The sequence below is a fragment of the Mesobacterium pallidum genome, from assembly GCF_019966535.1.
Classification (GTDB): Bacteria; Pseudomonadota; Alphaproteobacteria; order Rhodobacterales; family Rhodobacteraceae; genus Mesobacterium; species Mesobacterium pallidum.
Window position 1 is genome coordinate 229,515 of the sequence record NZ_JAIMID010000003.1, and the last position, 23,213, is coordinate 252,727.

The following is a 23,213-nucleotide window of genomic DNA, read 5'->3' on the forward strand; positions in this document are numbered from 1 at the left end:
CGACTGTACTGGCGCCTTTTAGCGGCAGGTGGGCGCGGTGACCAGACGGGATGAGGTCGCGGCGGGCGGGCCCGCCGCGCCGGGGTCAGCCCGCGGCGATATCGGCGCCGAGGCGCAGGTTGCGCAGTTTCTTCCAGGTCACATCGGGGTCGATCTTGCCGTAGCCGGCGAAGGTGCCGAACCCGCAATCGGTCGAGGCGATGACCCGGTCCTTGCCGACGATGCCGATGAAGCGGTCCAGCCGCTGGGCGATCAGCTGCGGATGTTCCACGTAGTTCGAACAGGTGTCGATCACGCCCGGCGCCAGCACCTTGTCCTCGGGGATCGCCGCGTCGCGCCAGACGGTCCATTCGTGTTCGTGGCAGGGGTTGGCGGATTCGAACAGGATCGTGTTCGGCCGGGCCGACAGCACCACGTCGATCACCTTTTCCAGCGGGATGTCGTGGTCGTGCGGGCCTTCGTAGTTGCCCCAGCAGAGGTGCATCCGCATGCGGTCGGCCGGCAGCCCTTCGGTCGCGGCATTCAACGCCTCCACGTTGGCGGCGGCGATCTTGACGAACTCGTCCTGGCTCATGTCCTGGTAGCCGGTGTGGGCCGACATGGCGAGGTCGGGGCAATCGAACTGGATGTCGAACCCGGCGTCCAGGATCGCCTCGTATTCCGGGCGCATCGCGGCGGCGAGATCGGCGAGGTAAGCCTCATGGCTGGGGTAGAACTTGTTGACCTGGAAGGCGGTGATCAGCCCCGGCGAGGCGGCGTTCATGAAGGCGCGGGTGCCCTCGCCTTCCGCCTCGAGCGCAGTCTTGAAGCGGCGGATGTCGTCCAGCGCGGGTTGCAGGTTCACCAGCTTGACCTCGCCGATGCAAGAGGCGCGGGTGAATTCCTGGCTGCCCATGATGGCGCTCAGTTTCTTGGCCAGCCCCGGATGCGCGGCAAGATCCTTGGCCGGCTTGCGGTCGATATGGCCGCCAAAGCCTGACAGGCGCTCCTGCATGTAGGTGGAATAGCCGACCTTGCCCAGTTCCCCGTCCGAGATGATCGACACGCCCGCCTCGCGCTGGTGGCGGATGGCGTCGGCGATGGCCGCCTCGACCGCGGCTTCGAATTCGGCGGGGTCGTAGTCCTGTCCCTTGTCCTTGGCGATCAGCAGGGCCGACAGGGCGTCGCCGCGCGGCAGGCTTCCGACATGGGTCGTCTCGATGGTCATAGTCACTGTCCGTTCCGGGATATGCGTTGGCGCGCATCAGACCACCGGGGCCAGGGAAAGACAACCGGGCGCGCACGCAACGAAAAAGGCCGCACCCGGGGGCGCGGCCTTTCGATTGTCTCGCGGCAGAACCGGATCAGTTCTGGGCGTAGTATTCGATCACGAGGTTCGGTTCCATCACGACGGCATAGGGCACGTCGCCAAGACCCGGGGTGCGCACGAAGGTGGCAACCATCTTGTTGTGGTCGACCTCGATGTAGTCGGGCACGTCACGCTCGGGCAGCTGGGTGGCCTCGAGAACGGTGGCAAGCTGCTTGGACTTCTCGCGGACCTCGATGACATCACCTTCCTTCACGCGGTAGGAGGGGATGTTCACGCGCTGGCCGTTCACCAGCACGTGGCCGTGGTTCACGAACTGGCGGGCGGCGAAGACGGTCGGCACGAACTTGGCGCGGTAGACGACGGCGTCGAGACGGCGCTCGAGCAGGCCGACCAGCAGCTCGCCGGTGTCACCCTTGGCACGGGCGGCGTCGTTGAAGATGCGCTTGAACTGCTTTTCGGTCAGGTCGCCGTAATAGCCCTTCAGCTTCTGCTTTGCGCGCAGCTGCAGGCCGAAGTCCGACATCTTGCCCTTGCGGCGCTGGCCGTGCTGGCCGGGGCCGTATTCGCGGCGGTTCACCGGGGACTTCGGGCGGCCCCAGATGTTTTCGCCCATGCGGCGGTCGATCTTGTACTTGGCAGAGGTGCGTTTGGTCACCGTCTGATCTCCTTTATGAGTGGCATTTCAGCTTGCTCCGAACACCGGTTCCCACTTTTCGGGCTGAAATCGCGGGGCGATCTCGGCCGTGGGGCGCGGAAGGCGAAGGGCCTCGTGCCGTGTGTAAAGGGCGTTGTCCTCTCACCGGACCGGCGAACCGGCGACCCGGCGTGACAGGCTTCCCCTTGCGGGGGCCACCAACACCAACGAGCGGCGCTTATACGCGCAGGGGAAAGGGAGTCAAGCAGCAAGTCACGCCATGGCCGCGCGCCGGACTCGGCCGAATCCAAGGCGCATGTTATAAGCGTCCTCAAAGGACAAGTTCAATTTTCACGGGAACGCTTCAGACATGGCAATCATCAACCATTCCACGACTATCAACGGGGTCGCAGATTTCACCGCCCCGGACGGCAGCGTCATCAGCTGGGACGGCTCGACCTACCTCGAATTCGCCGGCATGTGGTCGAGCAGCGTCGACACCGTCACCTCGAATGTCACGCTGTCGGGGTCGAACTGGCAGATCGAGGCGATGCGCTATCACAGCACCGCCGAGCACACCAACATCAGCGACGCCAATGGCCTGACCGGGCGGCGGATCGAATACCTCAAGCTGGGCCAGAACTCGGATATCGACCTGATCTCGACCCGGGTAAAGTTCCTGGTCACGCAAGAGGGCGGCGCGCTGCATGACGTCACGCTGGGGTCGGAATGGACGGGCTATGTCGAGCTGGCAGCCGCGTCGAACATCCTGACCACCGGCAGCGGCTGGGTCGAAACGATCCGGACGCGCGGCGACGACACCGTGACCATCGGCGCGGGCGGGGCGCGCATCGTTGCCAGCCACGAGGGCACGGATACCCTGACCGTCAACGGCCGGCTCGGCACGGCCGAGCTGTCCGGCGGCACCAAGACCGTGACGGTCGGGACCGACGGCCAGATCGACACCATCGAGATCGGGCAGGCCGCCGCGACCGTCACGCTGAACGGGGCCGGGCGGATCAATTACCTCAAGTCCAATGACGGCAGCCTGATGCTCACGACCGGCAGCCAGTACATGGAGAGTTTCAACTCGTGGAACACGACCAACACCATCGTCAACAACGGTGGCATGGGCATGGTCGAGATGAACACGAACGGCTCCTTCAGCCAGAACATCACGTCGAACGCCTGGCTCGGCTCGCTCGTCGTGCGGGACAACCAGGCCACGACGCTGATGCTGAACGATCACTCGGGCTTTGCGCAGCTGGGCGATGTCGCGGATACCGTGACGCAGACCGCCGGCTGGGCCGACCACATCGCCACGCGCAGTGGCTGGGACAACGTGACCATCAACGGCGAGGGGGTCGAGACGCTGTACCTTGGCGATGGCTGGGACACGGCGATGATCAACGGCTTCGTCGCCACGATGAACGCGGGCAACGGCGATGACATGGTCACGGCCAATGGTGGCGGCACGACGCTGCGCATGGGCGACGGCAACGACCTTCTCACCATCGGCGCGCTGAACGTGCAGCTGGCCACCGGCGACGATGGCAATGACACGATCATCGGCGGCGATGGCGGCGTCGGCTACATGCGCGGCAACGCGGGGGACGACCGGCTCGAGATGGGCAGCGGCGGCGTGCGCCATATCGAGGGCGGCTCGGGCAACGACCGGGCGGTCATGGCGGCGACGCCGGGCGATTACGGGGTGACGGTCAACGGCGGCGACGGCGCGGACTGGATCGATTTCAGCGCCATCGCGGTGGAGGTGACCTTTTCGCTCGACACCAACGGCAGCTGGCAGAACTATGGCGCCCCCGGCGGCGCGGCGGACGCGGCCGGCATCGGCTTTGTCACTGCCTGGGGGGTCGAGAACATCGTCGGCAGCAACCAGGTGGACCTGCTGACCGGGGATGCCGGCAACAACATCATCGAGGGGCGCATCGGCCTGGACACCCTCTATGGTCTCGACGGCAACGACACCATTTACGGCCACAAGGGCCACGACCTGGTCCTTGGCAACGACGGCGCCGACGAGCTGTGGGGCAACATCGGCCAGGACTCGCTGGTTGGCGGCAAGGGCTCCGACACGCTCTATGGCAACGATATGGACGATTATCTCGGCGGCAACCTGGGCAATGACGTTCTGTACGGCGGCACCGGCCGGGACCGGTTGGAGGGCGGCGAGCACGACGACCTGATATACGGCGGCGCGGGCGCAGACGACTTCCGGTTCAACAGCGCGACGGGCAACGACACCATCGGCGATTTCGAGCAGGGCCTCGACAAGCTGCGCCTCTACGGCCACGACGGCGGTTTCGGCAGCCTCGGCTTTTCGACATCGGGCGATGACCTGATCGTCGCCCACAGCGAAGGCACCATCACCCTCGCCGGCCTGGCCGGAATCGTCCTGACCCAGGCCGACATCACCTTCTGATGACCGGTCAGTCCCGCGCCATGGCCGCCACCGGGTCATGGCGCGGGCAGGTCACGAGGTGGTCGTTGACCATGCCCACCGCCTCCATGAAGGCATAGACGATGGTCGGGCCGCAGAATCGGAAGCCCGCCTTCTTGAGGTCCTTCGAGAGCTGCTGCGACAGGGGCGTCTGGGGCGGGACATCGGCCTGCACGGCGAACCGGTTCTGCAGCGGCGCGCCGCCGACGTAATCCCACAGGAACCGGTCGAAACCGCCCGCCTCTTCCAGCGCGATCCAGGCACGGGCGTTGCCGATGGTCGCCTCGATCTTTCCGCGATGGCGGATGATGCCCGGATCGCCCAGCAGGCGCTGCACGTCTGCCTCGCCCCAGGACGCAATCCGCTCCGGGTCGAACCCGTCGAAGGCCGCGCGGAAATTGTCTCGCTTTTTCAGGATGGTGATCCAGCTGAGCCCGGCCTGGAACCCGTCGAGAACCAGCTTTTCCCACAGCGCGCGGCTGTCCCATTCGGGCACGCCCCACTCGGTGTCGTGGTAGTCGATGTAGATCTGCTCGGGCCCCGCCCAGCTGCACCTGTCGCCCATGTCCGCGCCCTTTCCGTGTCCCGCTTGAATTCTTTCAAATTAGAACAAACGGCGAATCTTCACCAGATGTTAAGGGGCGGCGGGCGATGAAAGGGCAGGTCAAGAAGACATGCGGGGGACGTGATGCCACACGGACGAAAAGCACGACGCGCCGAACAGCTCTCCAGGCTGTCCAGCCCGCTTGAACAGGCCATCGGCGAACGCGATCGCAATGTCATCAAGATGGTCGAGGCGGCGGTGCGCCACGGCGATGTGCTGCTTGCCTTCCAGCCGGTGGTGCAGGCCGCGCGCCCCGACCGCATCGCCTTTCACGAGGGGCTGATCCGCGTTCTGGACGACACCGGCCGCATCATCCCGGCGATGGAATTCATCGAACAGGTCGAAGAGATGGAGGTAGGGCGCATGCTGGACTGCCTCGCCATCGAAAAGGGCATCAAGGCCCTGGTCGAGGAACCGTCGCTGCGCCTGTCGATCAACATGTCCGCCCGTTCGATCGGCTATCCGCGCTGGATGGCGGCGCTGGACCGGGGCCTGCGCCAGGACGACACCGTGGCCGAGCGGCTGATCCTCGAGGTGACGGAAACCTCGGCCATGAACGTGCCCGAGCTGGTCGTCGCCTTCATGAACGAGGTGCAGGCGCGGGGCGTGTCCTTCGCGCTCGACGACTTCGGAGCCGGGTTCACCTCGTTCCGTTACCTCAAGCAGTTCAGCTTCGACCTGCTCAAGATCGACGGCCAGTTCATCCGCGGGGTCGCGCGCGATGCCGACAACCAGGTGCTGACCCAAGCGCTGATCGCCATCGCGCGTCAGTTCGACATGTTCACCGTGGCCGAATGCGTTGAACGGCCCGAGGACGCGGCCTGGCTGACCGCCCAGGGCATCGATTGCCTGCAGGGCTACTACTACGGCGCGCCGACGACCATGCCGCCCTGGCGCGATGTCACCAACGAGGCCGTCAGCGCCTGAGGCATTCGACCGCAGACCATGGAACATGACCCAAGGGAACACGCCCCGTGTTGTGGCCCCCGGTTGAATGCGCTATCCCTGCCTTGATCGCCGCGCGCGAGCCATTCGACGCGTGGCCCCCATATGGTGGAGGACCCCCATGACCAACGTCGTCATCGCCTCGGCTGCCCGGACCCCGGTCGGCAGTTTCAGCGGCTCTTTCGCAAACACGCCCGCCCATGACCTTGGCGCGACCGTGCTCAAGGCGCTGGTCGAACGGGCGGGAATCGAGGCCGCCGACGTCTCCGAAACCATCCTCGGCCAGGTGCTGACCGCCGGTCAGGGCCAGAACCCGGCCCGCCAGGCCCATGTCAACGCCGGCCTGCCGATCGAAAGCGCCGCCTGGTCGATCAACCAGGTCTGCGGCTCGGGCCTGCGCGCCGTCGCGCTGGCCGCGCAGCACATCCAGCTGGGCGATGCATCCATCGTCGCCGCGGGCGGGCAGGAAAACATGTCGCTCAGCCCCCATGTCGCGCACCTGCGCGCGGGCGTGAAGATGGGCGACGTCAAGTACATCGACTCGATGATCAAGGACGGTCTCTGGGACGCCTTCAACGGCTACCACATGGGCCAGACCGCCGAGAACGTCGCCGAGAAGTGGCAGATCAGCCGCGACATGCAGGACGAATTCGCCGTCGCGTCGCAGAACAAGGCCGAGGCCGCGCAGAAGGCCGGCAAGTTCGCCGACGAGATCGTGCCCTTCATCGTCAAGACCCGCAAGGGCGACATCACCGTCGACCAGGATGAATACATCCGCCACGGCGCGACCATGGAAGCGATGCAGAAGCTGCGCCCGGCCTTCACCAAGGACGGCACGGTCACCGCGGCCAACGCCTCGGGCCTCAACGACGGCGCCGCCGGCGCGCTGCTGATGACCGCGGACGAGGCGGAAAAGCGCGGCATCACTCCGCTCGCGCGCATCGCCTCCTACGCCACCGCGGGTCTCGACCCGTCGATCATGGGTGTGGGCCCGATCCATGCCTCGCGCAAGGCGCTGGAAAAGGCCGGCTGGAAGCCCGAGGACCTGGACCTGGTCGAGGCGAACGAAGCCTTCGCCGCCCAGGCCTGCGCCGTGAACAAGGACATGGGCTGGGATCCGGCCATCGTGAACGTGAACGGCGGCGCCATCGCCATCGGTCACCCGATCGGCGCCTCGGGTGCGCGGATCCTCAACACCCTGCTGTTCGAAATGCAGCGCCGCGGCGCCAAGAAGGGTCTCGCCACCCTCTGCATCGGCGGCGGCATGGGTGTCGCCATGTGCCTCGAACGCCCCTGACCCCAAGGCTCGGGGCGGCCCCGCGCCGCCCCACCCAAGGGCGAGAGGTCCGGCCATGACGCATCCCGCGCTCACCGATCCAGACCAGCTGGTGTTCTCCGGCGGGGGCCTGCGTTGTTTCTGGCAGGGCGGCTTCCTCGACCGGCTGGGGCAGGACCGGACCTATCGCCCGAAACGCGTCACCGGCGTCAGCGGCGGCGCGCTGGCCGGGGCCGCCTGGCTGACCGGCAACGGGCGCCGACTGCTGGACATCATGTGCGACGCTTTCGAGCAGCGCGACAGCAACCTCGACCTCTTTGCCGCCGATTCCGACGGGATCACCCCGCACCAGCGGCTTTACTGCGACGTTGTCTCCGAGGTCCTCGATGACAGCGCGCAAGAGGCGATCGCCAACGGCCCGCAGTTCCAGATCCTGATCGCCCATCCGCCCGAAACCGGCGCGCCGACCCTGACCGGGACCGCGCTTGCGCTGGCCTACGAGGCCGAGTTGCACACCGTGAACGCGCCGCATTTCAACTGGGCCGAAAAGATGGGCCTCACCGCCCGGCTGATCGACGCCAACCAGGCCGCCCGCGATGGCCAGCTGGCCGCGCTGGTGAACGCCGCTGCCGTGATCCCGCCGGTGTTCGAGCCGCCGCTGTGGGACAACGCCCGCGTGGTCGATGGCGGCATGGCCGACCAGGCGCCCCTGCCCGAGCCCGACGAAGGGTGCAGCCTGATCCTGCTGACCCGACGTTACAAGCGCATTCCGGACGTGCCGAGCCGCGTCTACCTGTGCCCCTCGGACGAGGTGACGGCGGACAAGATCGACTTTACCGACCCGGCCAAGCTGCGCCGCACCTGGGATGAGGGCGCGCGCGATGCCGAGGTGCTACTAACGGACAAGACCGCTGCATCCGAAATTATCGCGCAACAATCTTGCGCATGATGGGATCAGCGAATAACAAGATTGCCAATACACCAACGTAAGGGAGGGACTACCATGGCACGCACAGCATTGGTCACCGGGGGCTCGCGCGGCATCGGCGCGGCGATTTCCAAGGCACTGAAGGCCGAAGGCTATGAGGTCGCGGCGACCTACGCCGGCAATGACGCGGCCGCGGCCAAGTTCACCGAGGAAACCGGCATCAAGACCTACAAGTGGAACGTCGCCGATTACGCCGAATCGAAGGCCGGGATCGAGCAGGTCGAAGCCGACCTCGGCCCCGTCGACGTGGTCGTCGCAAATGCCGGCATCACGCGCGACGCCATGTTCCACCGGATGACCCCGGAGCAGTGGAACGATGTGATCGCCACCAACCTCACTGGCGTGTTCAACACCGTGCACCCGGTCTGGTCGGGCATGCGCGACCGCAAGTTCGGCCGGGTCATCGTGATCTCGTCGATCAACGGGCAGAAGGGCCAGGCCGGCCAGGTCAACTATGCCGCCACCAAGGCGGGCGATCTGGGCATCGTGAAAAGCCTGGCGCAGGAAGGTGCCAAGTTCGGCATCACCGCCAACGCGATCTGCCCCGGCTACATCGCGACCGAGATGGTCATGGCGATCGACGAATCGGTGCGCGAGAAGATCATCAAGGGCATCCCCGTCGGCCGCCTGGGCGAGCCGGAAGAGATCGCGCGCTGCGTGACCTTCCTGGCCTCCGAGGACTCGGGCTTCATCAACGGCTCGACCATCTCGGCCAACGGGGCGCAGTTCTTCGTCTGACGCCGTGGCGCGATCGAAACGCCAAGGGCCGGTCACTGTGACCGGCCCTTTTCATGTGCGTGTCATGCGGGGGCGACGCGTGCGCCCCGGAAACTGGTACGGATTGCGCCTAGTGCGTGGTCTCCAGGCGCGCGATCTCTTCCTTCAGGCGCAGCTTCTGCTTCTTCAGGTCGGTGATCTGCTGGTTGGGCGTGCCGGGCGAACGTTGCGCGACCTCGATCGCGTCGGAGAGGTTCGCGTGTTTCTTCTTCAGTTCCGAAAGGTGTGAACTCAAGCTCATGGCAGTCCTCCGCTGGTTGATGTGCCCTCTCAGTGCACCACAAAAAAGTGGGTCTGTCACCAATCTTGCGCAAGCAACGGTTACCAAAACGTAAACGGTTGTTACGAACATGTGCCTGCGCTCAGTCCGACCAGCGAATCGGGGCGGCGTGGCGCAGGATGGCCTCGGCCGCCTCGGTGTAATCGGGCGCATCGCCTGCGTGGCGGTCCCCGGCGTGCAGAATGAACGGCGCATGCAGGCGCAGGGGGGCCCGTCCGCCCTTTGTCATATGGACAATCACGAGTTGTGCGTCGCGTCCCGCGCGGGGCGCAAGGGGCAGCACCCGCAGGCTGCCAAGGCCGGCCTGCGGCGCCAGGGACAGGATCTCGCCCAGCCGCTCGGCCCGGTGGATCATCGCGTAAAGGCCCCGCGGCGCCAGCCGGCGCGATCCTGCCTGCACCCAGTCGGCCAGCGGCGTGTCTTCGCCCATGGCCGTGTCACGGCCCGCGTCGGGCGCGCGCGTGCTCGCGCTGCGGTCGAAATAGGGCGGGTTGGCGATCACGATGTCGAACCGGCGCTGGCGCAGGTTCGCGGGCATGGCTGCCAGATCGCCCTCGACCACCGTGAGCGGCAGGTCGTTCAGCGCCGCATTCTTGCGCGCAAGCGCCGCGTAGCCCGGTTGCAGCTCGAGCCCGGTCAGCGTGAGCCCCTGCACCCGCGCGGCAAGGCACAGGCTTGCCGCCCCTGCCCCGCAGCCCAATTCCAGCACCGAGTGCCCCGCCCGCGCCGGAACCGAGGCGGCCAGCAGCACCGGGTCCACCCCGGCGCGGTACCCCTTGAGCGGTTGCAGCAGCGCAATCCGCCCGCCCAGGAAGCCCGAGCAGCCCAGGCCCCGGGCGGCGAGCGCGTCAGGAGGGGGCGATCTCATGTTCTTCCAGCAGCGCGCGGGCGCGGTCATAGTCGCTGTCGGCCACCATGGCGCGGCGCGGCAATATGCCGATGCTGCCTTCGAGGACGCTCATGTTTACGTCGAGCTCGAACAGGGCTATATCCTCGCCCTCAAGAAGGGCGCGGACATAGGCCATCAGGGCGATGTCATTGCTGCGCAAAAGCTCTTTCATGGGATGGATGTAAGGGAAGGATCGGGGCCTTGTCGAGCCGGAGTGACACGATGGTGAGGGACAGTGCGGTCAAGCCGCACGAGCGGCTGGCGACGCGGCTTGCGCCCAAGATGGACGCGGTCAACGCGCTGATCCGGCAGCGGATGGCCTCGCGCCACGCCCCGCGCATCCCCGAGGTGACCGCGCACTTGGTCGAGGCCGGCGGCAAGCGGTTGCGGCCGATGCTGACGCTGGCGGCGGCGGACCTGTGTGGCTACGGCGGCGAGGATGACGTCAAGCTGGCCGCGACGGTCGAGTTCATCCACACTGCCACGCTGCTGCATGACGATGTGGTGGACGAAAGCGCCCAGCGTCGCGGGCGGCCGACGGCGAACCTTCTGTGGGACAACAAGTCGAGCGTTCTTGTGGGCGATTACCTCTTTGCCCGCGCCTTCCAGCTGATGGTCGAACCGGGCGATCTGCGCGTGCTCGACATCCTGTCGAACGCCGCCGCGACCATCGCCGAAGGCGAGGTGTTGCAGCTGACCGCCGCGCAGGACCTGTCGACGACCGAAGAGATCTACCTGCAGGTGGTACGGGGCAAGACGGCGGCGCTGTTCTCGGCCGCGACAGAGGTCGGCGGCGTGATCGCCGGGGTGCCCGAGGCGCAGATCAAGGCGCTGTATGACTATGGCGACGCGCTGGGGATTGCCTTCCAGATGGTCGACGACCTGCTGGATTACTGGGGCGGAGACGCCACCGGCAAGAACATCGGCGACGACTTCCGCGAGCGGAAACTGACGCTGCCGCTGATCAAGGCGGTGGCAAAGGCCGACGCGACCGAACGCGCCTTCTGGGTGCGGGTGATCGAGAAGGGCAAGCAGGGCGAGGGCGACCTCGAGGAGGCGCTGCGGCTGCTGAACGCCCATGGCGCGCTCGAGGCGACGCGGGGCGAGGCGCTGGACTGGGCGGCCAAGGCCAAGGCGGCGCTGGACGTGCTGCCCGAGCATCCCGTGAAGGACATGCTGACGGATCTCGCCGATTACGTGGTCGCGCGGCTGACCTGAGCGGGGTGGTGGGCAGGATGCCCACCCTACATCGGTGTTCTTGAGGTGTCGCGAGCCCGGCAACCCGGGGGCCAGCCCCCGGACCCCCGGAGTTTATTGGCAAGATGAAGAAGGGATCGGGCCCGAAGGCCCGGTCCGTGCTTCAGTTCGTCAGGATGTAGTAGCTGTTGCGGATGCGGCCCTGGTTCTTGACCGCGACATAGAAATAGCCGTCCCAGGCGGGCGTCCAGGAGCAGTAGAGCTTGTCCGAATAGCTGCGGTCGAGGCAGATGACATTGCCGTTCTCGTCCGTGACCACCAGGTCGAGATCCGCGTCGCCGTCGCCGATGATGGCGAGTTCGGCCAGGCGGCCGCCGTAGAAGGCCTCCTTGAAGATGTCGGTCTTGCCGGCGCGCAGGCGCGACAGGGTGCGCGAGGCGCCGCCAATGCGGCCACGGGCGCCTTCGGCCTCGACGTCCTCGATGATGCCCATGAGGGCCTCGTCACCGGCGGCGTAGTCCTTGGCGGCGGCCAGCATGTCGGCGGCCTCGATCGGCATGTCGGTGCCCTCGCCTTCCTCAGCGACGGCCTCGCCTTCGTTGTCCTGCGTTTCCTTCTCGCGCTCCACGTCCTCGATGGTCAAGGACATCATGATCTGCGCGGCCGAGAGGGCGGCAAGGGCGTTCTTGTTGGCCTGGGCATAGGCAAAGAGGTCCTGCGCCATGGCGGCCTGTTCGACGGCGCCGCCATCGGCCTCGGCCGTGGGCAGCGCGTTCTCGCCGCTCTTGTCCTGGGCCATTGCGAGGGGGGCCAGCGCGGTCAGGGCCGTGGCGCAGAGCGCCGCCTTGAGAAAGGATTTGGGGGTCATGGATGGGCCTCTTTGCTTGAGGGTTTCGATGGCCCGAGGATGGCACCTCACTGGGCCGTAATCCACTGTTTTTTCCTGACAAATCCCGTCACGAAATGCTGCGGCGCGGCGACGGGGCCGCGCCGCGCGGGCGTCAGTTGGAATTGACGACGCCGTTCAACCAGTCGATGTAATTCGAGATCCGGGTATAGGCCGAGAACAGCGCGTCCTCCTTGCAGCTCTTGCCCGATTGCGAGGACATGCCCCAGCTGACCACCCCGGCCTGGATGTATTGCCCGCCCTCGAGCGGGACGACCAGCGGGCCGCCGCTGTCGCCGTTGCACGAGGTCTTGCCGCCCTCGAACGTGCCCGAACACAGCATGTTTTCCGACATCGGCGGGCGGACGTGCTTGATCAGTTCCTGCCAGACCAGCTGCGCCTCGGGCTCTTCAAGGCCGAAGGCCTGGGCGGCGAGGCCGATGCCCTGCGCGGCGGTCTTGGCGCGCGCCTCGAGCATCATCTGGTTGCACATGTCGCGCGACATCATCTGGATCTCGGCCTCGCGCATCTTGGCGCTGCGTTGCGCGCCCTCGATCAGGCCCCAGCCGGTCACGACCGTGGTCACGCCGGGCTGGTCAAGCATGTCGCCGAACTGCGCATCCGGCACCTGGATCGTCTGGTAGGGCGCCTGCGGGGCGCGGGCCAGTTTCACCAGGGCGATGTCGTTGTCGAATTCCTCGCCGACATAGGCGGGGTGGCGGTAGATCGCCTCGACCGGGACGACGTCGCCGGCGCCCTCGGCGATCTCGTTGCCGCCGACGAAGACCGCGATCGCGTCGGGGTTAAGGTCGCGGTAGACGCCGTTGGGGTCCTTCATGTGGATGCAATGGGCGGCCGTCAGCACCCATTGGTCTAGCACCATCGAGCCGCCGCAGAATTGCGCGTCGATGCCCACGGGCGCGGCCTTGATCAGGAAGGCGACCTGCCAGGGCCAGGCACCGGGCGCGGCCTCGGTCCCGCCGATCACGCGGCTGCCGCTTTCGTCCTGCGCCGCGGCGGCGTCGCGTTCGGCCCGGCCGTCGGACTGGACGAAGGCGAAGGGAGAGGCCGCCTCGGGCGCGACCTCGGGCAGGGTCAGGTCCTGCGCGGCCAGCGGGCCGGCAAAGCAAGCGGCCAGGACGGCCGCAGTCAGGTGTTTCATCGCGTCTTCTCCGTTGGTCAATTCCGCTTGGTTTCAAATGGGGCGATGACCAGGTCGAGCCGGTCTACCGCCAGCGCCGCGCCCCCCCGGGGCGACAGCGAAAATCCGCGGGTCGTCTCGCCCCGCACGAGGGCGCCCAGCCAGGCCTCGGCCGGGGTGGCATTGCCCCGAGACTGGCCATCGGCGAGCGCCGAGAAGACGGCGCGCGGATCGCCCGGCTCGGCCGGCAGGCTGAGCACGTAGAGCGTCTCGCGCGCGTAGATGCCCGGGCGGGCGTCATTGCGCAGGCCGAAGTGCAGATCGCGCGTCTCGCCGCTGGGGATGCGGTTCGACAGGCCCTGCGTCGGCCAGATCATGTCGATCCGCCCGGTGGCATCGACATAAAGCAGCGTCACGTCCTGCGGCCGGCTGCCGGTGTTGGCGATGGTGACGCCCAGCCGGTCGCAATGGCTGGCTTCGGCCGTGGCGCCGACATCGCGCGGCCCGGTCGTGGGATCGGCGCATTGGCGGCCGCGGGCCTCGGCCGGTTGCAGCGTGAAACCGACCTGCGGGCCGCCGCCCAGCAGCGCAAAGCCCATGGCCCCACCGGCCGGGGTCACCTGCGCCAGGATCTTGTCGAGCCTTATGCGAGCGGCCGCCCCGTCCAGCGCGATGGCCAAGGCCGAGACGAGGTCCGGCGTCTCGGCCGGCCAGGCCAGCCGGGGCGAGCTGCCGGGCCCCATCGGGTCGAGCACCCGGTCGGGGCCGACCAGCGCGAAACTGTCGCCGGCCCAGACGACGCCATGCGGGGCCGAGGGCACGACGGGCACGTCGGACGCCTCGGCCAGCATGCGCGGGCCGTCGGGGATCAGCCGTTCCAGCGCGCGGGCGGCGCCCTCGGTCAGGGTGACGCGGACGTCGGTGTCGGGGGCACGGCGCAACAGGCGCGCTTCGGTCACGCGCAGGGCCGGGGGCGTGCCGACATAGCGCACGTCGGACGTGGTCGGGCGCACCTCGGTCACCTCGATGCGGCCCAGCGCCGCGCCCGTGGGGTCCGCGAAGACCTCGAGCAGGCTGCCGGGGGTGATATCGTGCAGGGCGCCCGCGCTCAGCACCGTGCCGTCGATGGGATAGCCGGCCTGGGCCTGCGCATCGCCAAAGGCTGCGGCATCGGCCAGCGTGCCCTCGACATCCGGGGTCTGGGCCGGCTGGCCCGACCGGGCGCGGATGCGGGTCGACGCCGCCGCGACCGCCTGTCGCCAGCTGAGGCCCGGAGAGGTGTCAAGAACGTTGACCAGCGTGCGGGTGAAATCGCCGTACCATTCCCCGTCCACCGGGTATTCAAAGGCCCGCTGGTCCGACTGCGCGGCGTAGAGGAAGACGAAATCGCCCTCGAGCGGCGGCGCAGGCGTCCCGGCCACGGCGGTCGCCTCGGGGATCTCGAGCGTCTCGGGGTCGAGATAGCGCGCCCGCCCGTCGCCATCGTCCAGCGCGCGGAAGCCGGTGGCGGAATGGCAGGCGTCGAGGATCGCGATCACCTGCACGCCCCGGCCCAGCGCGGCCCGGGCGACGGCGCCGAATTCGTCGTCGAGAATCGCGTTCTCGACCGCGCCCAGCGCGCCGTTCCAGTGGCCGGCATCGCGGGGCAGGAAGATCTCGTCATAGCCGCCCTGTTCGTCGCCATCCATGTCGGGAGCCTGGCTGCCGTGGCCAGAGAAATAGATGACCAGCGTGTCGCCCGCCTCGCTGGCGGCGACTGCGGCATCAAGCGCCGACAGGATCGCGGCGCGGTCCGGGGGGATGGCGCCCGGCCCTTCGGCCAGCAGGGTCACGTCGGTCACCCCGCGCCGGGCCAGCATGTCGGCCATCAGCCGCACGTCGTTTGCGGGGCCCGCGAGATCGGCGTCGAGGTTGACGTAATCGCTGACACCGATCAACACCGCCCGCGTCTCGGCCCAGGCCGAGGCGGCGGCAAGCGCGAGGCACGAAGCCGAGAGAAGACGCGTGATCCACATGAGCGGGACCATGCGGTTTTTGCCCCCCGGGGGCAATGTCATCTTGGCTGCATGACGGCGCTTTTCATGCCGTCAATTGCTTGGCGCGATCCGCCGCGCCGAGGGCTGGATCGGCCGCGCGCCGCCGGGGCGCTGACGCGCGTCGATGGCCAGCAGGAACCCGTTGAAATCGGGGTTGAGCTGGGTCGCCGCGTAGCCCGCGTCGATCACCTTGTCGACCAGTTCCGTGTCCAGCCGCAGGCGGGTCGGCACGGCGTTCAGCTCGGCCTGTTCTTCGGCATCGAGGGCGGTGAAATTGATCTGCCCGACGAAAAGCTTGAGGTCCTTGCAATCCCAGCCCCGCGTCGTGCCTCGCAGCGCGCGCACGCGAGCGGCGGGCAGCGAACAGCGCCACTCCACCAGGTCCTCGGCGTACTGGTCGAGGGTCAGCCGCAGCACGTCGTAGCCCACGCGAGAGGCCGAGCCCATGGACGAGTTGGCGATCGCCATGCCCATCTGCACCCCGCCCGGGCCGCCGACCTTCTGGCTCCAGCTGTAGTCGCTTTGCACGGCGGCGTTGGACACGAGGAACAGCATGCGTTTCAGCTTGACCGCCTGGGCATCGGTCAGAGGCCCGAAGGGGGTCTGCGACTTGGCCCGCTCCATCGCCAGCCCCGTGGTGCCAAAATTGTCGGTGATGCCGCCGTCGAGCAGTTTCACGAACTTGACCTTTTCCGGGTCGCGGTAGCTTTCCAGGGTGGCGCCATAGGCGCGCATGGCCGACGTGGCCTCGGGGTTGAAACGGGCAGCGGTCAGCCAATCCGGTTCCGTATAGTCGCAATTGTCCGTGTGGGCCTTCAGCACGATGGGGCTGAAGACCAGCGGAAAGGCGGCGCTGGCGGCCACCGCCTCGCTGACCGGCAGGTCGGCGAGGTTCGAACAGAGCGCGTCGAACGTCTCCTGGCTGAAGAGGAACGGCGTGTTGTTGGCCACGTCCGCCGCGTTGATCCAGGTGGTGGCATGGCCGCGCGCCCAGAGGTCGCGGAAGGTGGCGCCCTGCAGGATCGACTCGTCAAGGAACCGCGCGAAGGTGGCGCGCGAATTGGCCCCGCCCGAGATGCCGCGCACCAGCGTCACCGGGTTCCAGATCGCGGTCGACATGTACTTTTCGGCGTTCTGCACGAGGTAATCGTCGCGGTAGCGGTCAAGGCCGCGCGGACCGTGCAGCCCGTAATAGGCGGCCGTGACCGACCCGCCCGACACGCCCGTGACCAGCCGCACTGACTGCAGCAGCCCGTCCGGGTTCTGGGCGCTGCGCGTGGCGTCGCGCAGCGCCTTCAGCATGCCGTAGGAAAAGGACGAGGCGCGCGTGCCGCCCCCGGAAAAGGCGAGGCCGATGAACAGCTCTTCGTCCGCCACCGTCCCGGTGCCGAAGGGCTGCTCGTCCGGCGCCTCACCCGGGCCGAGCGGCGTGTTCAGCGGCTGGTTCCACGCGCCGCATCCGGCCAGCGCCAGCAGCGCACCGATGACGAATGTCTTGAAACTGCCCATGCCCCGCGTCCCTCCGAATTCCCTGGCGTCAAGGCTCTTGTGCCTGAAATTGCAGGCAGATCAGCTCTATTGCAAACCCTTTCTTCACCTCGGGCAGGTGCAGCTTGGCGCCGTGGCGCAGGGCGATGGCGCGCACCAGCGACAGGCCAAGGCCGTGGCCGGGGCGGTCCGCAGCGCCGGCGCCACGGGTGAAGGGCTCGAACAGGTCGGCTTTTAGCGCCGCCTCGATCCCCGGCCCGTCGTCGCTGACCCGCAGCGCGATTCGGCTGCCCTGCGCCCGCAGATCGACCCGCACCGTGTCGCCGGGGCGGGTGTATTTCAGCCCGTTCTCAACGAGATTCGACACCAGCTGCGACATCAGTTGGCCGTCGCCCAGGATCTCAAGCCCGGGCGCGATGTCGGCGGTGAGGTGCCGGCCGTCGTCCTCGGCCACCGGCTGGTAGAGCTCGACGATCCCGGTGCAGACCGCGCTGAGGTCGAGCGGTTTCAGCCCGGCCCGATTGCCGGTTTCGGCGTCGACGGCGGCGATGGACAGCAGCGCGTCGAAAAGCCGGATCGCGCCGCGGATCTCTTCGTCGAGCCGGGCGCGCTGCGCCTCGTCCACGTCCAGCGCGTCGAGCTGCGTGCGGATGCGGGCAAGCGGCGTGCGCATCTCGTGCGCGACCGCGTCGCCCAGCCGGCGATGCGCGCCGAAGAGATGGCCGATCCGGTCCAGCATGGCGTTGATGTGCCGCGCCAGCGTGCCGTAGTCGTCCCGCCCCTCGGGCAGGCGCAGCGCCATCTCGCCCGCGCCCACCGCGTCGAGCCTGCGGTTCATGCCGCGCACCCTGCCCTGGGCCCGCAGCGCCACCAGCGCGGCCCCGGCCAGCCCGGCGGCCAGCATGACCGCGCCGAAGACGACAAAGACGCGCCACATGGCGGTCAGCGTCCCCTCCATCGGGGCCAGGCTGACGCCGACAGCCATGGGAAAGCCGCCGCGCAGCTCCTGCGCCTGGGCCAGGTAGGGGCGGCCATCCAGCGTGATCCGGCTGGCAGGGCCCGGCGCCAGCCCCTCGGGCCAGGCCGCCAGGTTGCCGCCCAGCACGGCGCCGTCCCGGTCCAGCAGCAGGTAGATCGCCCCGTTCCCGCCGTTGGCCGAACGGTACTCCATCGCCTGCCGCACTGCGATGATGCGGCGCTGTTCGTAAAGGGCGGCGACGTTTTCAACCTCGGCCGCAAGGCGCGCCTGCGCCTCGTCCATCAGCCGCATCCGCAGCTGGTCCTGCACCACGATCACACCGACCAGTGCCAGCGCCACCGGCACCAGCGCCACCAGCGCCGTGCCGAGGAACCGGCGCAGGATCACCCGCCCTCCCTCGGGCCAAAGAGGTAGCCCGCGCCGCGTTCGGTGTGGATGAAGCTTTCGTCACAGGCGCTGTCGAGCTTGCGCCTGAGCCGCCCCACATGGACATCCACCACGTTGGTCTGCGGGTCGAAATGCAGGTTCCAGACCTTCTCCAGCAGCTCCATCCGGCCGATCGGCACGCCGGGGTGCGTGGCGAAATAGAGCAGCAATTCGAACTCCTTGGGGCTGAGCGGGATATGCGCGCGGTCGTAATGCACGGTGCGCGCCTTGACCCGGATCTCGAGCTTGCCGAAGACAAGGTAATCGTTGCCGCCCTGGGGCGCGCTGCGCCGGACCATGGCCTTGATCCGCGCGCGCAATTCCTCGGGGGCGAAGGGCTTGGGCAGGTAATCGTCGGCCCCGCGCTCCAGCCCCTCGACCCGGTGGCCGGCATGGGCCAGCGCGCTGACGATAAGGATGCCGCCGATCCGCCCGCTGGCGCGCAGCCCCGCCAGCGCGTCGATGGCATCGCCATCGGGCAGCATCCGGTCGAGGATCGCCATGGCGTAATCCGACAGCTCGGCCGCCTTCAGCGCGTCGGTATAGCTGCGCATCCAGACGGGCTCAAAGCCCAGTTCATCGCAGGCCTGGGACATGGCGCGGCCCATCTCCGCGTCGTCCTCGACCACCAATATGCGTTCACGCTCCATTCCCTCCTCCTCAATCGAATATGACAATATCCTGGTCCAGCACGTTGGCGTGGCTGGACGGGCGCAATCCGCCCGCATCCCAGGGATCCAATAGGTAATGACGCGTGGACCCGTCGGAAAGTTTCACCAAGAGCAGCACCGGGGCGCGGAAGGCCCGCGCCTGCGCTTCGGCCAGCACGGGCGGCGTCAGCGGCGCACCGTCGATCCGCAGCACCCGGTCGCCGCTGCGCAGACCGGCGAAAAAGGCCGTCGCTTCTTCGGCCGCTTCGGGCAGGTCAATCACGCCAGCCGCATCCAGGACGAGGCCCATCTCGCGCAAGGTATAGCTCTCCTTGCGCGCCACCTCGGCCGGAGCCATGGGGCTGACTGGCGTCTCGGCCGCGCGGCCAAGGTCGAGCGGCAGGGTCTTGGCCCGTCCGTCGCGCCACAGCGTCACCTCGGCCGGGGCCGCGCCGCGCTGCACCTGCGCCAGTGCCAGTGCCACGTCGCCGGGGCGGGTGACGGGCAAGCCGCCGAGAGAGACAAGGATGTCGCCGGGGGCCATGCCCGCCGCCCCGGCCAGCTTGCCGGCCTCGACGTGATCGACCAGGACGCCGCCCGCCGCGTATCCCAGCGCGGCGCGGATCTTGGGGCCAAGTGCGCGCAAATGCAGGCCCAGCGCGGGTGGCGCAGGGATCGCCTGCGCCTCGGCCTCGGCCAGGAAGGCAGCGATATCGGCCAGCGGCACGGCATAGGCGATGCCGAAAAAGAACCGCGAGCCATCCGCGATCCGCGTGTTGATGCCCATGAGCCGCCCCTCGGCATCGACCAGCGGCCCGCCCGAACTGCCGGGGTTCACCGGCGCCGAATGCTGCAGGTAAAGCACGGGCTGCTGCGGATCGACCTGCCGGCCGGGATGGCTGACGATGCCGTCGGTAAGGGTGAAGCCTGCCTCCATCGGCGCGCCGATCGCATAGACGCGCTGGCCCAGCACGGGCTGCGGTCCGGGGGTCAGGCCCTCCGGGCTTGTCGCCTGCACCAGCGCAAGGTCCCGCGACTCGTCCACCGCGATCACCGCGCCGGGGATCACCCGGCCGTCCGGCCCCTCGAGCAAGACCGTGCGCGCCTGGCCCACGACGTGGGCATTGGTCAGCACCCGGCCATCGCCGTAGAAGAAGGCCGAGCCAAGGAACCGTTCCTCGGCATCCGCGCTGCGCACCACCAGTGTCAACGCCAGCGCGCGTTCCAGCCCGGTCTGCGCCGTGGCCGCGAGGGGCAGCAGCAGGAAAATGACAAACGAAATGAGTCGCATCAGGAAAGTCCGTTCCAATTTCCCGCTGATCCTACGCCGCCAAGCGGCCGGGGTTTAAGTGAAATATCCCGTCATCGAAATGCGCCCTGTTGGCAGGGCCGCGGTCTTGCGGCTAACCTCGGATCAGATTTGAAACGGGAGGAGCCCGGATGTTCGCACGCAAGATTACGCTGGCGCTGGTGATGGCCGCGAGCCTCGGCACGGCCGCCGGCGCGCAGGAGGCCCCGCCGCTGAAGATGGCCGAATCCTCGCGCCTCGTCTACGATGCCGGTGTCGCGACGAAGGACCCGCTGCTGGTCCTCGCCGCCGCCAAGCTGCGCAAGTCGCTGGCGCTGCAAGCCTCGAACCGCGCGCCCGAAGACGGAGAGGCGGCCGACGGCGCCCCGCTCGACTTCGCCGCCATGCTGGACACGGCACGCGACCTGGCGGCGGGAGATGACCTGATGCTCGGCCTCATCGAGGACGCCGCGACCGAAGGCACCAAGGGCGTGGTCAACGGCCCCGTCTACAACATCGCCAACCTGCGGGCGAAAGGCACCGACAGCTACAACGGCGTGCCCTTCGAGGGCGGAAAATACGCCGAGATCTACGTCGAGGCCAGCGGCAGCCAGGACATGAACCTGCATGTCTACGACGCGCAGAACCGGCTGGTCTGCTCGGACACCGATGCCTCGGCCATCGCTTATTGCGGCTGGCGGCCGCGCAGCACCGGGGGATTTTCGATCAAGGTGACGAATGCGTCCGGGTCCTCGGCCCGCTACTCGATGATGACGAACTGATGTGGCGCGCGGCTCTCCTGTCGCTCGGGCTGGCCTCTCCTGCCCTGGCCGAGAATTATGCCCTGCTGGTCGGTGCCTCGACCTATGACAACCTCGAGGAACGGTTCTGGCTGAAGGGCCCTGCGAACGACGTGGACCTCGTGGCGACGTACCTGACGACGACGTCGCCCGTGCCTTTCGATGCGGGGAACGTGATGCTGCTGGCCGATGGGCTCGAGGGCGGGACCAAGCCGACCCTCGCCGCGATCCGCGCAGGGTTCGCGGCGATCACCGCGCAGCTGCAACCCGGCGATTTCGTCTACCTGCATTTCTCGGGCCACGGCACGCAAGGCCCGGCCCTCGATCCGTCGACCGAGATCGACGGGCTGGACGAGATGTTCCTGCCGGTCGACATCGGCCCCTGGAACGACACCGTCGGTACGGTCGAGAACGCGCTGATCGACGACGAGATCGGCACGCTCATCACCGCCATGCGCGACACCGGCGCGACGGTCTGGGCGGTGTTCGATTCGTGCCATTCCGGCACCGTCACCCGCGCCGCCCCCTCGGGCGAGGAAGAGGTGCGGATGCGCAAGCTCGACCCCTCGGCGCTTGGCGTGCCCGAGGCGGCCATGGACGCCGTCCAGACCCGCGCCCTGCCCGATCCGCGCGCCCGGCCGCAAAGCCCGGCAGGCGAGGCGCTGGCGGCCGATGCCCCCGGCGGGTTCATCGCCTTCTACGCCGCCCAGACCAACGAGACGACGCCCGAAAAGCGCCTGCCCAAGGGCCAGCCCGGCCGCCGCGCGCAGGGCGTGTTCACCTACACGATCTTCGAGACATTGGCGCAGAACCCCGGTGTGACCTACCGCCAGCTGGGGCAGGAGGTGCTGCGCCGCTACGCCGTGCAGAACCTCGCGCTGTCCACGCCGATGTTCGAAGGCGATCTCGACGCCGTGGTCTTTTCCGGCGAGGCCGGCACCCGCGTGACCCAATGGCCGGTGCGCGAGGGCGATTTCGGCCTCACGCTGAACGCCGGCGCGCTGCAGGGGCTGGGGGCGGGCGACATCCTCGCCATCCTGCCCACCGCCGCCTCGGGCGAAGACGACGCCTTGGGCTATGTCGAGGTGGCCTTTTCCGACACCTTCACGGCCGAGTTGGAGCCCATCGACCACGCAGGCCTCGCGGCCATCGACCCCTATGACCTGCCGCGCGGCACCTATGCGCGCAAGCTGGCCGACGGGGTGGATTTCACGCTGACCGTCGCCCTGCCCGACCCCGCGGTCCCCCTGCCCGGGGCCCTGCCGGACGCGCTGGCCCAGCTGGAAACCGAGGCGACCGGCCGCCTGCGCCTTGTCCCCGCGGGGTCGGAGGCCGACATCCGCCTGGCCGTGATGCCGCAAAGCGACCGGCCGGACGCGATCTGGATGCTGCCCGGGTCGGGCTTCTTTGACCCAGAGGCGCCGGGCAAGCCGCCCTCCATCGGCACCGCAGGCCGGGACGGCGCCGAGATCGCCGCGCTGATGCAGGAGAATTTCGAGACGATGGCCCGCGCCATCAACCTGTTGAAACTCGGCGGCAGCTACGGCGGCTCGGACCTGTCGGTGGACCTGAAACTGCAGACCCGATCGCGCACACAGCGCGAACTGACGGACCTCGACCTGACCGCCGTGCCGCGCCTCATCCCCGACGACCAGGTCCATGTGCTGGCGCGGAACAACGAGGATTTCCCGGTCGATGCCAACGTGCTGCACATCGGGTCGGATTATTCCATCAGCCACTTCTACTCGGGCCGGCTGCAACCGGGCGACACGCTGAAAAAGGGCCTCTTCCGCGTCACGAACGAGGGCTTCGGCCGCGACCGCGTGGTGATCATCCTGACCCCCGCCCAGCCCCAATCGGCGGTCGAGGACCTCGCCTTCCTTGCCCAAAGCGCGGTCGAGGTGACACGCGGGGCGGGCAGCGACGGCTCGGGCTTCAACGCCACCCTCCGCGCCGCGGGCTTTGGCACAGTCACCCGCGGCGTGGTGGCGCTGGACGACGACAGCGGCCCGGCCCCGGTGATCCTGCAGTACGACATCGACGCGGTGCCGGGGGAATGACCGGATCGCCTGTGGACAGGTCCGGCCGCCTCCGGCGGGAGTATTTCCAGAATAATGAAAGGGGCGGGCCACATGCGGACCCGCCCCTTGTTCATCTTGCCA

Annotated in this window: 21 protein-coding genes; 8 read left to right on the plus strand and 13 right to left on the minus strand. The window is 68.0% G+C overall.

Annotation, left to right across the window (positions count from 1 at the left end; all coding sequences use genetic code 11):
- Positions 1-85: 85 nt before the first annotated feature.
- Together MF270_RS06430 and rpsD are read right to left on the minus strand one after the other, a co-directional pair.
- A complete protein-coding gene (locus MF270_RS06430) occupies positions 86-1,207 on the minus strand; it encodes a cobalamin-independent methionine synthase II family protein (RefSeq protein ID WP_238365048.1) in 1,122 nt (373 codons plus the stop codon).
- Positions 1,208-1,343: 136 nt separating this feature from the next.
- Positions 1,344-1,964 (minus strand): 30S ribosomal protein S4, encoded by a 621-nt coding sequence (rpsD, locus tag MF270_RS06435; RefSeq protein ID WP_238365049.1) that lies wholly within the window; start codon positions 1,962-1,964, stop codon positions 1,344-1,346.
- A gap of 349 nt (positions 1,965-2,313) precedes the next feature.
- On the opposite strand from rpsD, the gene MF270_RS06440 reads away from it, so the two are divergent.
- Positions 2,314-4,383, plus strand: a complete 2,070-nt coding sequence (locus MF270_RS06440) for a calcium-binding protein (protein ID WP_238365050.1) — start codon at positions 2,314-2,316, stop codon at positions 4,381-4,383.
- Between the two features lie 7 nt (positions 4,384-4,390).
- On the opposite strand, the gene MF270_RS06445 is transcribed toward MF270_RS06440, so the two are convergent.
- Positions 4,391-4,966 carry a DNA-3-methyladenine glycosylase I gene (locus MF270_RS06445; protein WP_238365051.1) on the minus strand — a complete coding sequence of 192 codons (576 nt, stop codon included), beginning with the start codon at positions 4,964-4,966 and terminating at the stop codon, positions 4,391-4,393.
- A gap of 123 nt (positions 4,967-5,089) precedes the next feature.
- Between MF270_RS06445 and MF270_RS06450 the strand changes: the two genes are divergently transcribed.
- The 4 genes from MF270_RS06450 to phbB all read left to right on the plus strand — a co-directional run bounded on the left by MF270_RS06450 (position 5,090) and on the right by phbB (position 8,952).
- Positions 5,090-5,932, plus strand: coding sequence for an EAL domain-containing protein (locus MF270_RS06450; RefSeq protein ID WP_238365052.1), 843 nt, complete (start codon positions 5,090-5,092; stop codon positions 5,930-5,932).
- A 139-nt stretch (positions 5,933-6,071) separates the two neighbouring features.
- Positions 6,072-7,247 (plus strand): acetyl-CoA C-acetyltransferase, encoded by a 1,176-nt coding sequence (locus MF270_RS06455; RefSeq protein ID WP_238365053.1) that lies wholly within the window; start codon positions 6,072-6,074, stop codon positions 7,245-7,247.
- Positions 7,248-7,302: 55 nt separating this feature from the next.
- Entirely contained in the window at positions 7,303-8,175 is an 873-nt protein-coding gene (locus MF270_RS06460; protein WP_238365054.1) for a patatin-like phospholipase family protein, read from the plus strand.
- A gap of 54 nt (positions 8,176-8,229) precedes the next feature.
- Entirely contained in the window at positions 8,230-8,952 is a 723-nt protein-coding gene (gene phbB / locus MF270_RS06465; protein ID WP_238365055.1) for an acetoacetyl-CoA reductase, read from the plus strand.
- Between the two features lie 109 nt (positions 8,953-9,061).
- Here the strand turns inward: phbB and MF270_RS06470 are convergent, their stop codons facing one another.
- From MF270_RS06470 to MF270_RS06480, 3 genes are all read right to left on the minus strand, one after another.
- The gene (locus MF270_RS06470; protein ID WP_238365056.1) at positions 9,062-9,232 is read right to left on the minus strand and encodes a YdcH family protein; all 171 of its coding nucleotides are present in this window, start codon (positions 9,230-9,232) and stop codon (positions 9,062-9,064) included.
- A 121-nt stretch (positions 9,233-9,353) separates the two neighbouring features.
- Positions 9,354-10,139: a tRNA1(Val) (adenine(37)-N6)-methyltransferase gene (locus tag MF270_RS06475; RefSeq protein WP_238365057.1), complete on the minus strand. Its 786-nt coding sequence runs from the start codon at positions 10,137-10,139 to the stop codon at positions 9,354-9,356.
- A complete protein-coding gene (locus MF270_RS06480) occupies positions 10,120-10,332 on the minus strand; it encodes a putative signal transducing protein (RefSeq protein ID WP_238365058.1) in 213 nt (70 codons plus the stop codon). Before MF270_RS06480 ends, MF270_RS06475 begins: the two co-directional genes overlap by 20 nt.
- 50 nt (positions 10,333-10,382) lie before the next feature.
- On the opposite strand from MF270_RS06480, the gene MF270_RS06485 reads away from it, so the two are divergent.
- Complete coding sequence (locus MF270_RS06485) at positions 10,383-11,378, plus strand: polyprenyl synthetase family protein (protein WP_238365059.1); 996 nt, start codon at positions 10,383-10,385, stop codon at positions 11,376-11,378.
- A 142-nt stretch (positions 11,379-11,520) separates the two neighbouring features.
- Here the strand turns inward: MF270_RS06485 and MF270_RS06490 are convergent, their stop codons facing one another.
- The 7 genes from MF270_RS06490 to MF270_RS06520 all read right to left on the minus strand — a co-directional run bounded on the left by MF270_RS06490 (position 11,521) and on the right by MF270_RS06520 (position 20,254).
- Positions 11,521-12,225 carry a hypothetical protein gene (locus MF270_RS06490; RefSeq protein ID WP_238365060.1) on the minus strand — a complete coding sequence of 235 codons (705 nt, stop codon included), beginning with the start codon at positions 12,223-12,225 and terminating at the stop codon, positions 11,521-11,523.
- Positions 12,226-12,358: 133 nt separating this feature from the next.
- Positions 12,359-13,405 (minus strand): serine protease, encoded by a 1,047-nt coding sequence (locus MF270_RS06495; protein ID WP_238365061.1) that lies wholly within the window; start codon positions 13,403-13,405, stop codon positions 12,359-12,361.
- A 17-nt stretch (positions 13,406-13,422) separates the two neighbouring features.
- Positions 13,423-15,399 (minus strand): caspase family protein, encoded by a 1,977-nt coding sequence (locus MF270_RS06500; protein WP_238365062.1) that lies wholly within the window; start codon positions 15,397-15,399, stop codon positions 13,423-13,425.
- 72 nt (positions 15,400-15,471) lie between these two features.
- On the minus strand, positions 15,472-16,929 hold the full coding sequence (locus MF270_RS06505; protein WP_238365063.1) for a patatin-like phospholipase family protein: 1,458 nt from the start codon (positions 16,927-16,929) through the stop codon (positions 15,472-15,474).
- 28 nt (positions 16,930-16,957) lie between these two features.
- Complete coding sequence (locus MF270_RS06510) at positions 16,958-18,274, minus strand: sensor histidine kinase (RefSeq protein ID WP_238365064.1); 1,317 nt, start codon at positions 18,272-18,274, stop codon at positions 16,958-16,960.
- Positions 18,271-18,963 (minus strand): response regulator transcription factor, encoded by a 693-nt coding sequence (locus MF270_RS06515; protein WP_238365065.1) that lies wholly within the window; start codon positions 18,961-18,963, stop codon positions 18,271-18,273. The genes MF270_RS06510 and MF270_RS06515 overlap by 4 nt, the downstream gene beginning before the upstream one ends.
- 10 nt (positions 18,964-18,973) lie before the next feature.
- Positions 18,974-20,254, minus strand: coding sequence for a S1C family serine protease (locus MF270_RS06520; RefSeq protein ID WP_238365066.1), 1,281 nt, complete (start codon positions 20,252-20,254; stop codon positions 18,974-18,976).
- A gap of 149 nt (positions 20,255-20,403) precedes the next feature.
- On the opposite strand from MF270_RS06520, the gene MF270_RS06525 reads away from it, so the two are divergent.
- On the plus strand, positions 20,404-21,033 hold the full coding sequence (locus MF270_RS06525; RefSeq protein ID WP_238365067.1) for a hypothetical protein: 630 nt from the start codon (positions 20,404-20,406) through the stop codon (positions 21,031-21,033).
- Positions 21,033-23,111 (plus strand): caspase family protein, encoded by a 2,079-nt coding sequence (locus tag MF270_RS06530; protein WP_238365068.1) that lies wholly within the window; start codon positions 21,033-21,035, stop codon positions 23,109-23,111. The genes MF270_RS06525 and MF270_RS06530 overlap by 1 nt, the downstream gene beginning before the upstream one ends.
- The last annotated feature ends 102 nt before the right edge of the window (positions 23,112-23,213 follow it).

Excerpts from the sequence above, each read along its gene's own strand:
- MF270_RS06430 (WP_238365048.1), bottom strand. The coding sequence starts at position 1,207 with ATGACCATCGAGACGACCCATGTCGGAAGCCTGCCGCGCGGCGACGCC.
- MF270_RS06440 (WP_238365050.1), top strand. The coding sequence starts at position 2,314 with ATGGCAATCATCAACCATTCCACGACTATCAACGGGGTCGCAGATTTC.
- MF270_RS06445 (WP_238365051.1), bottom strand. The coding sequence starts at position 4,966 with ATGGGCGACAGGTGCAGCTGGGCGGGGCCCGAGCAGATCTACATCGAC.
- MF270_RS06450 (WP_238365052.1), top strand. The coding sequence starts at position 5,090 with ATGCCACACGGACGAAAAGCACGACGCGCCGAACAGCTCTCCAGGCTG.
- MF270_RS06455 (WP_238365053.1), top strand. The coding sequence starts at position 6,072 with ATGACCAACGTCGTCATCGCCTCGGCTGCCCGGACCCCGGTCGGCAGT.
- MF270_RS06460 (WP_238365054.1), top strand. The coding sequence starts at position 7,303 with ATGACGCATCCCGCGCTCACCGATCCAGACCAGCTGGTGTTCTCCGGC.
- phbB (WP_238365055.1), top strand. The coding sequence starts at position 8,230 with ATGGCACGCACAGCATTGGTCACCGGGGGCTCGCGCGGCATCGGCGCG.
- MF270_RS06470 (WP_238365056.1), bottom strand. The coding sequence starts at position 9,232 with ATGAGCTTGAGTTCACACCTTTCGGAACTGAAGAAGAAACACGCGAAC.
- MF270_RS06475 (WP_238365057.1), bottom strand. The coding sequence starts at position 10,139 with ATGAGATCGCCCCCTCCTGACGCGCTCGCCGCCCGGGGCCTGGGCTGC.
- MF270_RS06480 (WP_238365058.1), bottom strand. The coding sequence starts at position 10,332 with ATGAAAGAGCTTTTGCGCAGCAATGACATCGCCCTGATGGCCTATGTC.
- MF270_RS06485 (WP_238365059.1), top strand. The coding sequence starts at position 10,383 with ATGGTGAGGGACAGTGCGGTCAAGCCGCACGAGCGGCTGGCGACGCGG.
- MF270_RS06490 (WP_238365060.1), bottom strand. The coding sequence starts at position 12,225 with ATGACCCCCAAATCCTTTCTCAAGGCGGCGCTCTGCGCCACGGCCCTG.
- MF270_RS06495 (WP_238365061.1), bottom strand. The coding sequence starts at position 13,405 with ATGAAACACCTGACTGCGGCCGTCCTGGCCGCTTGCTTTGCCGGCCCG.
- MF270_RS06500 (WP_238365062.1), bottom strand. The coding sequence starts at position 15,399 with ATGTGGATCACGCGTCTTCTCTCGGCTTCGTGCCTCGCGCTTGCCGCC.
- MF270_RS06505 (WP_238365063.1), bottom strand. The coding sequence starts at position 16,929 with ATGGGCAGTTTCAAGACATTCGTCATCGGTGCGCTGCTGGCGCTGGCC.
- MF270_RS06515 (WP_238365065.1), bottom strand. The coding sequence starts at position 18,963 with ATGGAGCGTGAACGCATATTGGTGGTCGAGGACGACGCGGAGATGGGC.
- MF270_RS06520 (WP_238365066.1), bottom strand. The coding sequence starts at position 20,254 with ATGCGACTCATTTCGTTTGTCATTTTCCTGCTGCTGCCCCTCGCGGCC.
- MF270_RS06525 (WP_238365067.1), top strand. The coding sequence starts at position 20,404 with ATGTTCGCACGCAAGATTACGCTGGCGCTGGTGATGGCCGCGAGCCTC.
- MF270_RS06530 (WP_238365068.1), top strand. The coding sequence starts at position 21,033 with ATGTGGCGCGCGGCTCTCCTGTCGCTCGGGCTGGCCTCTCCTGCCCTG.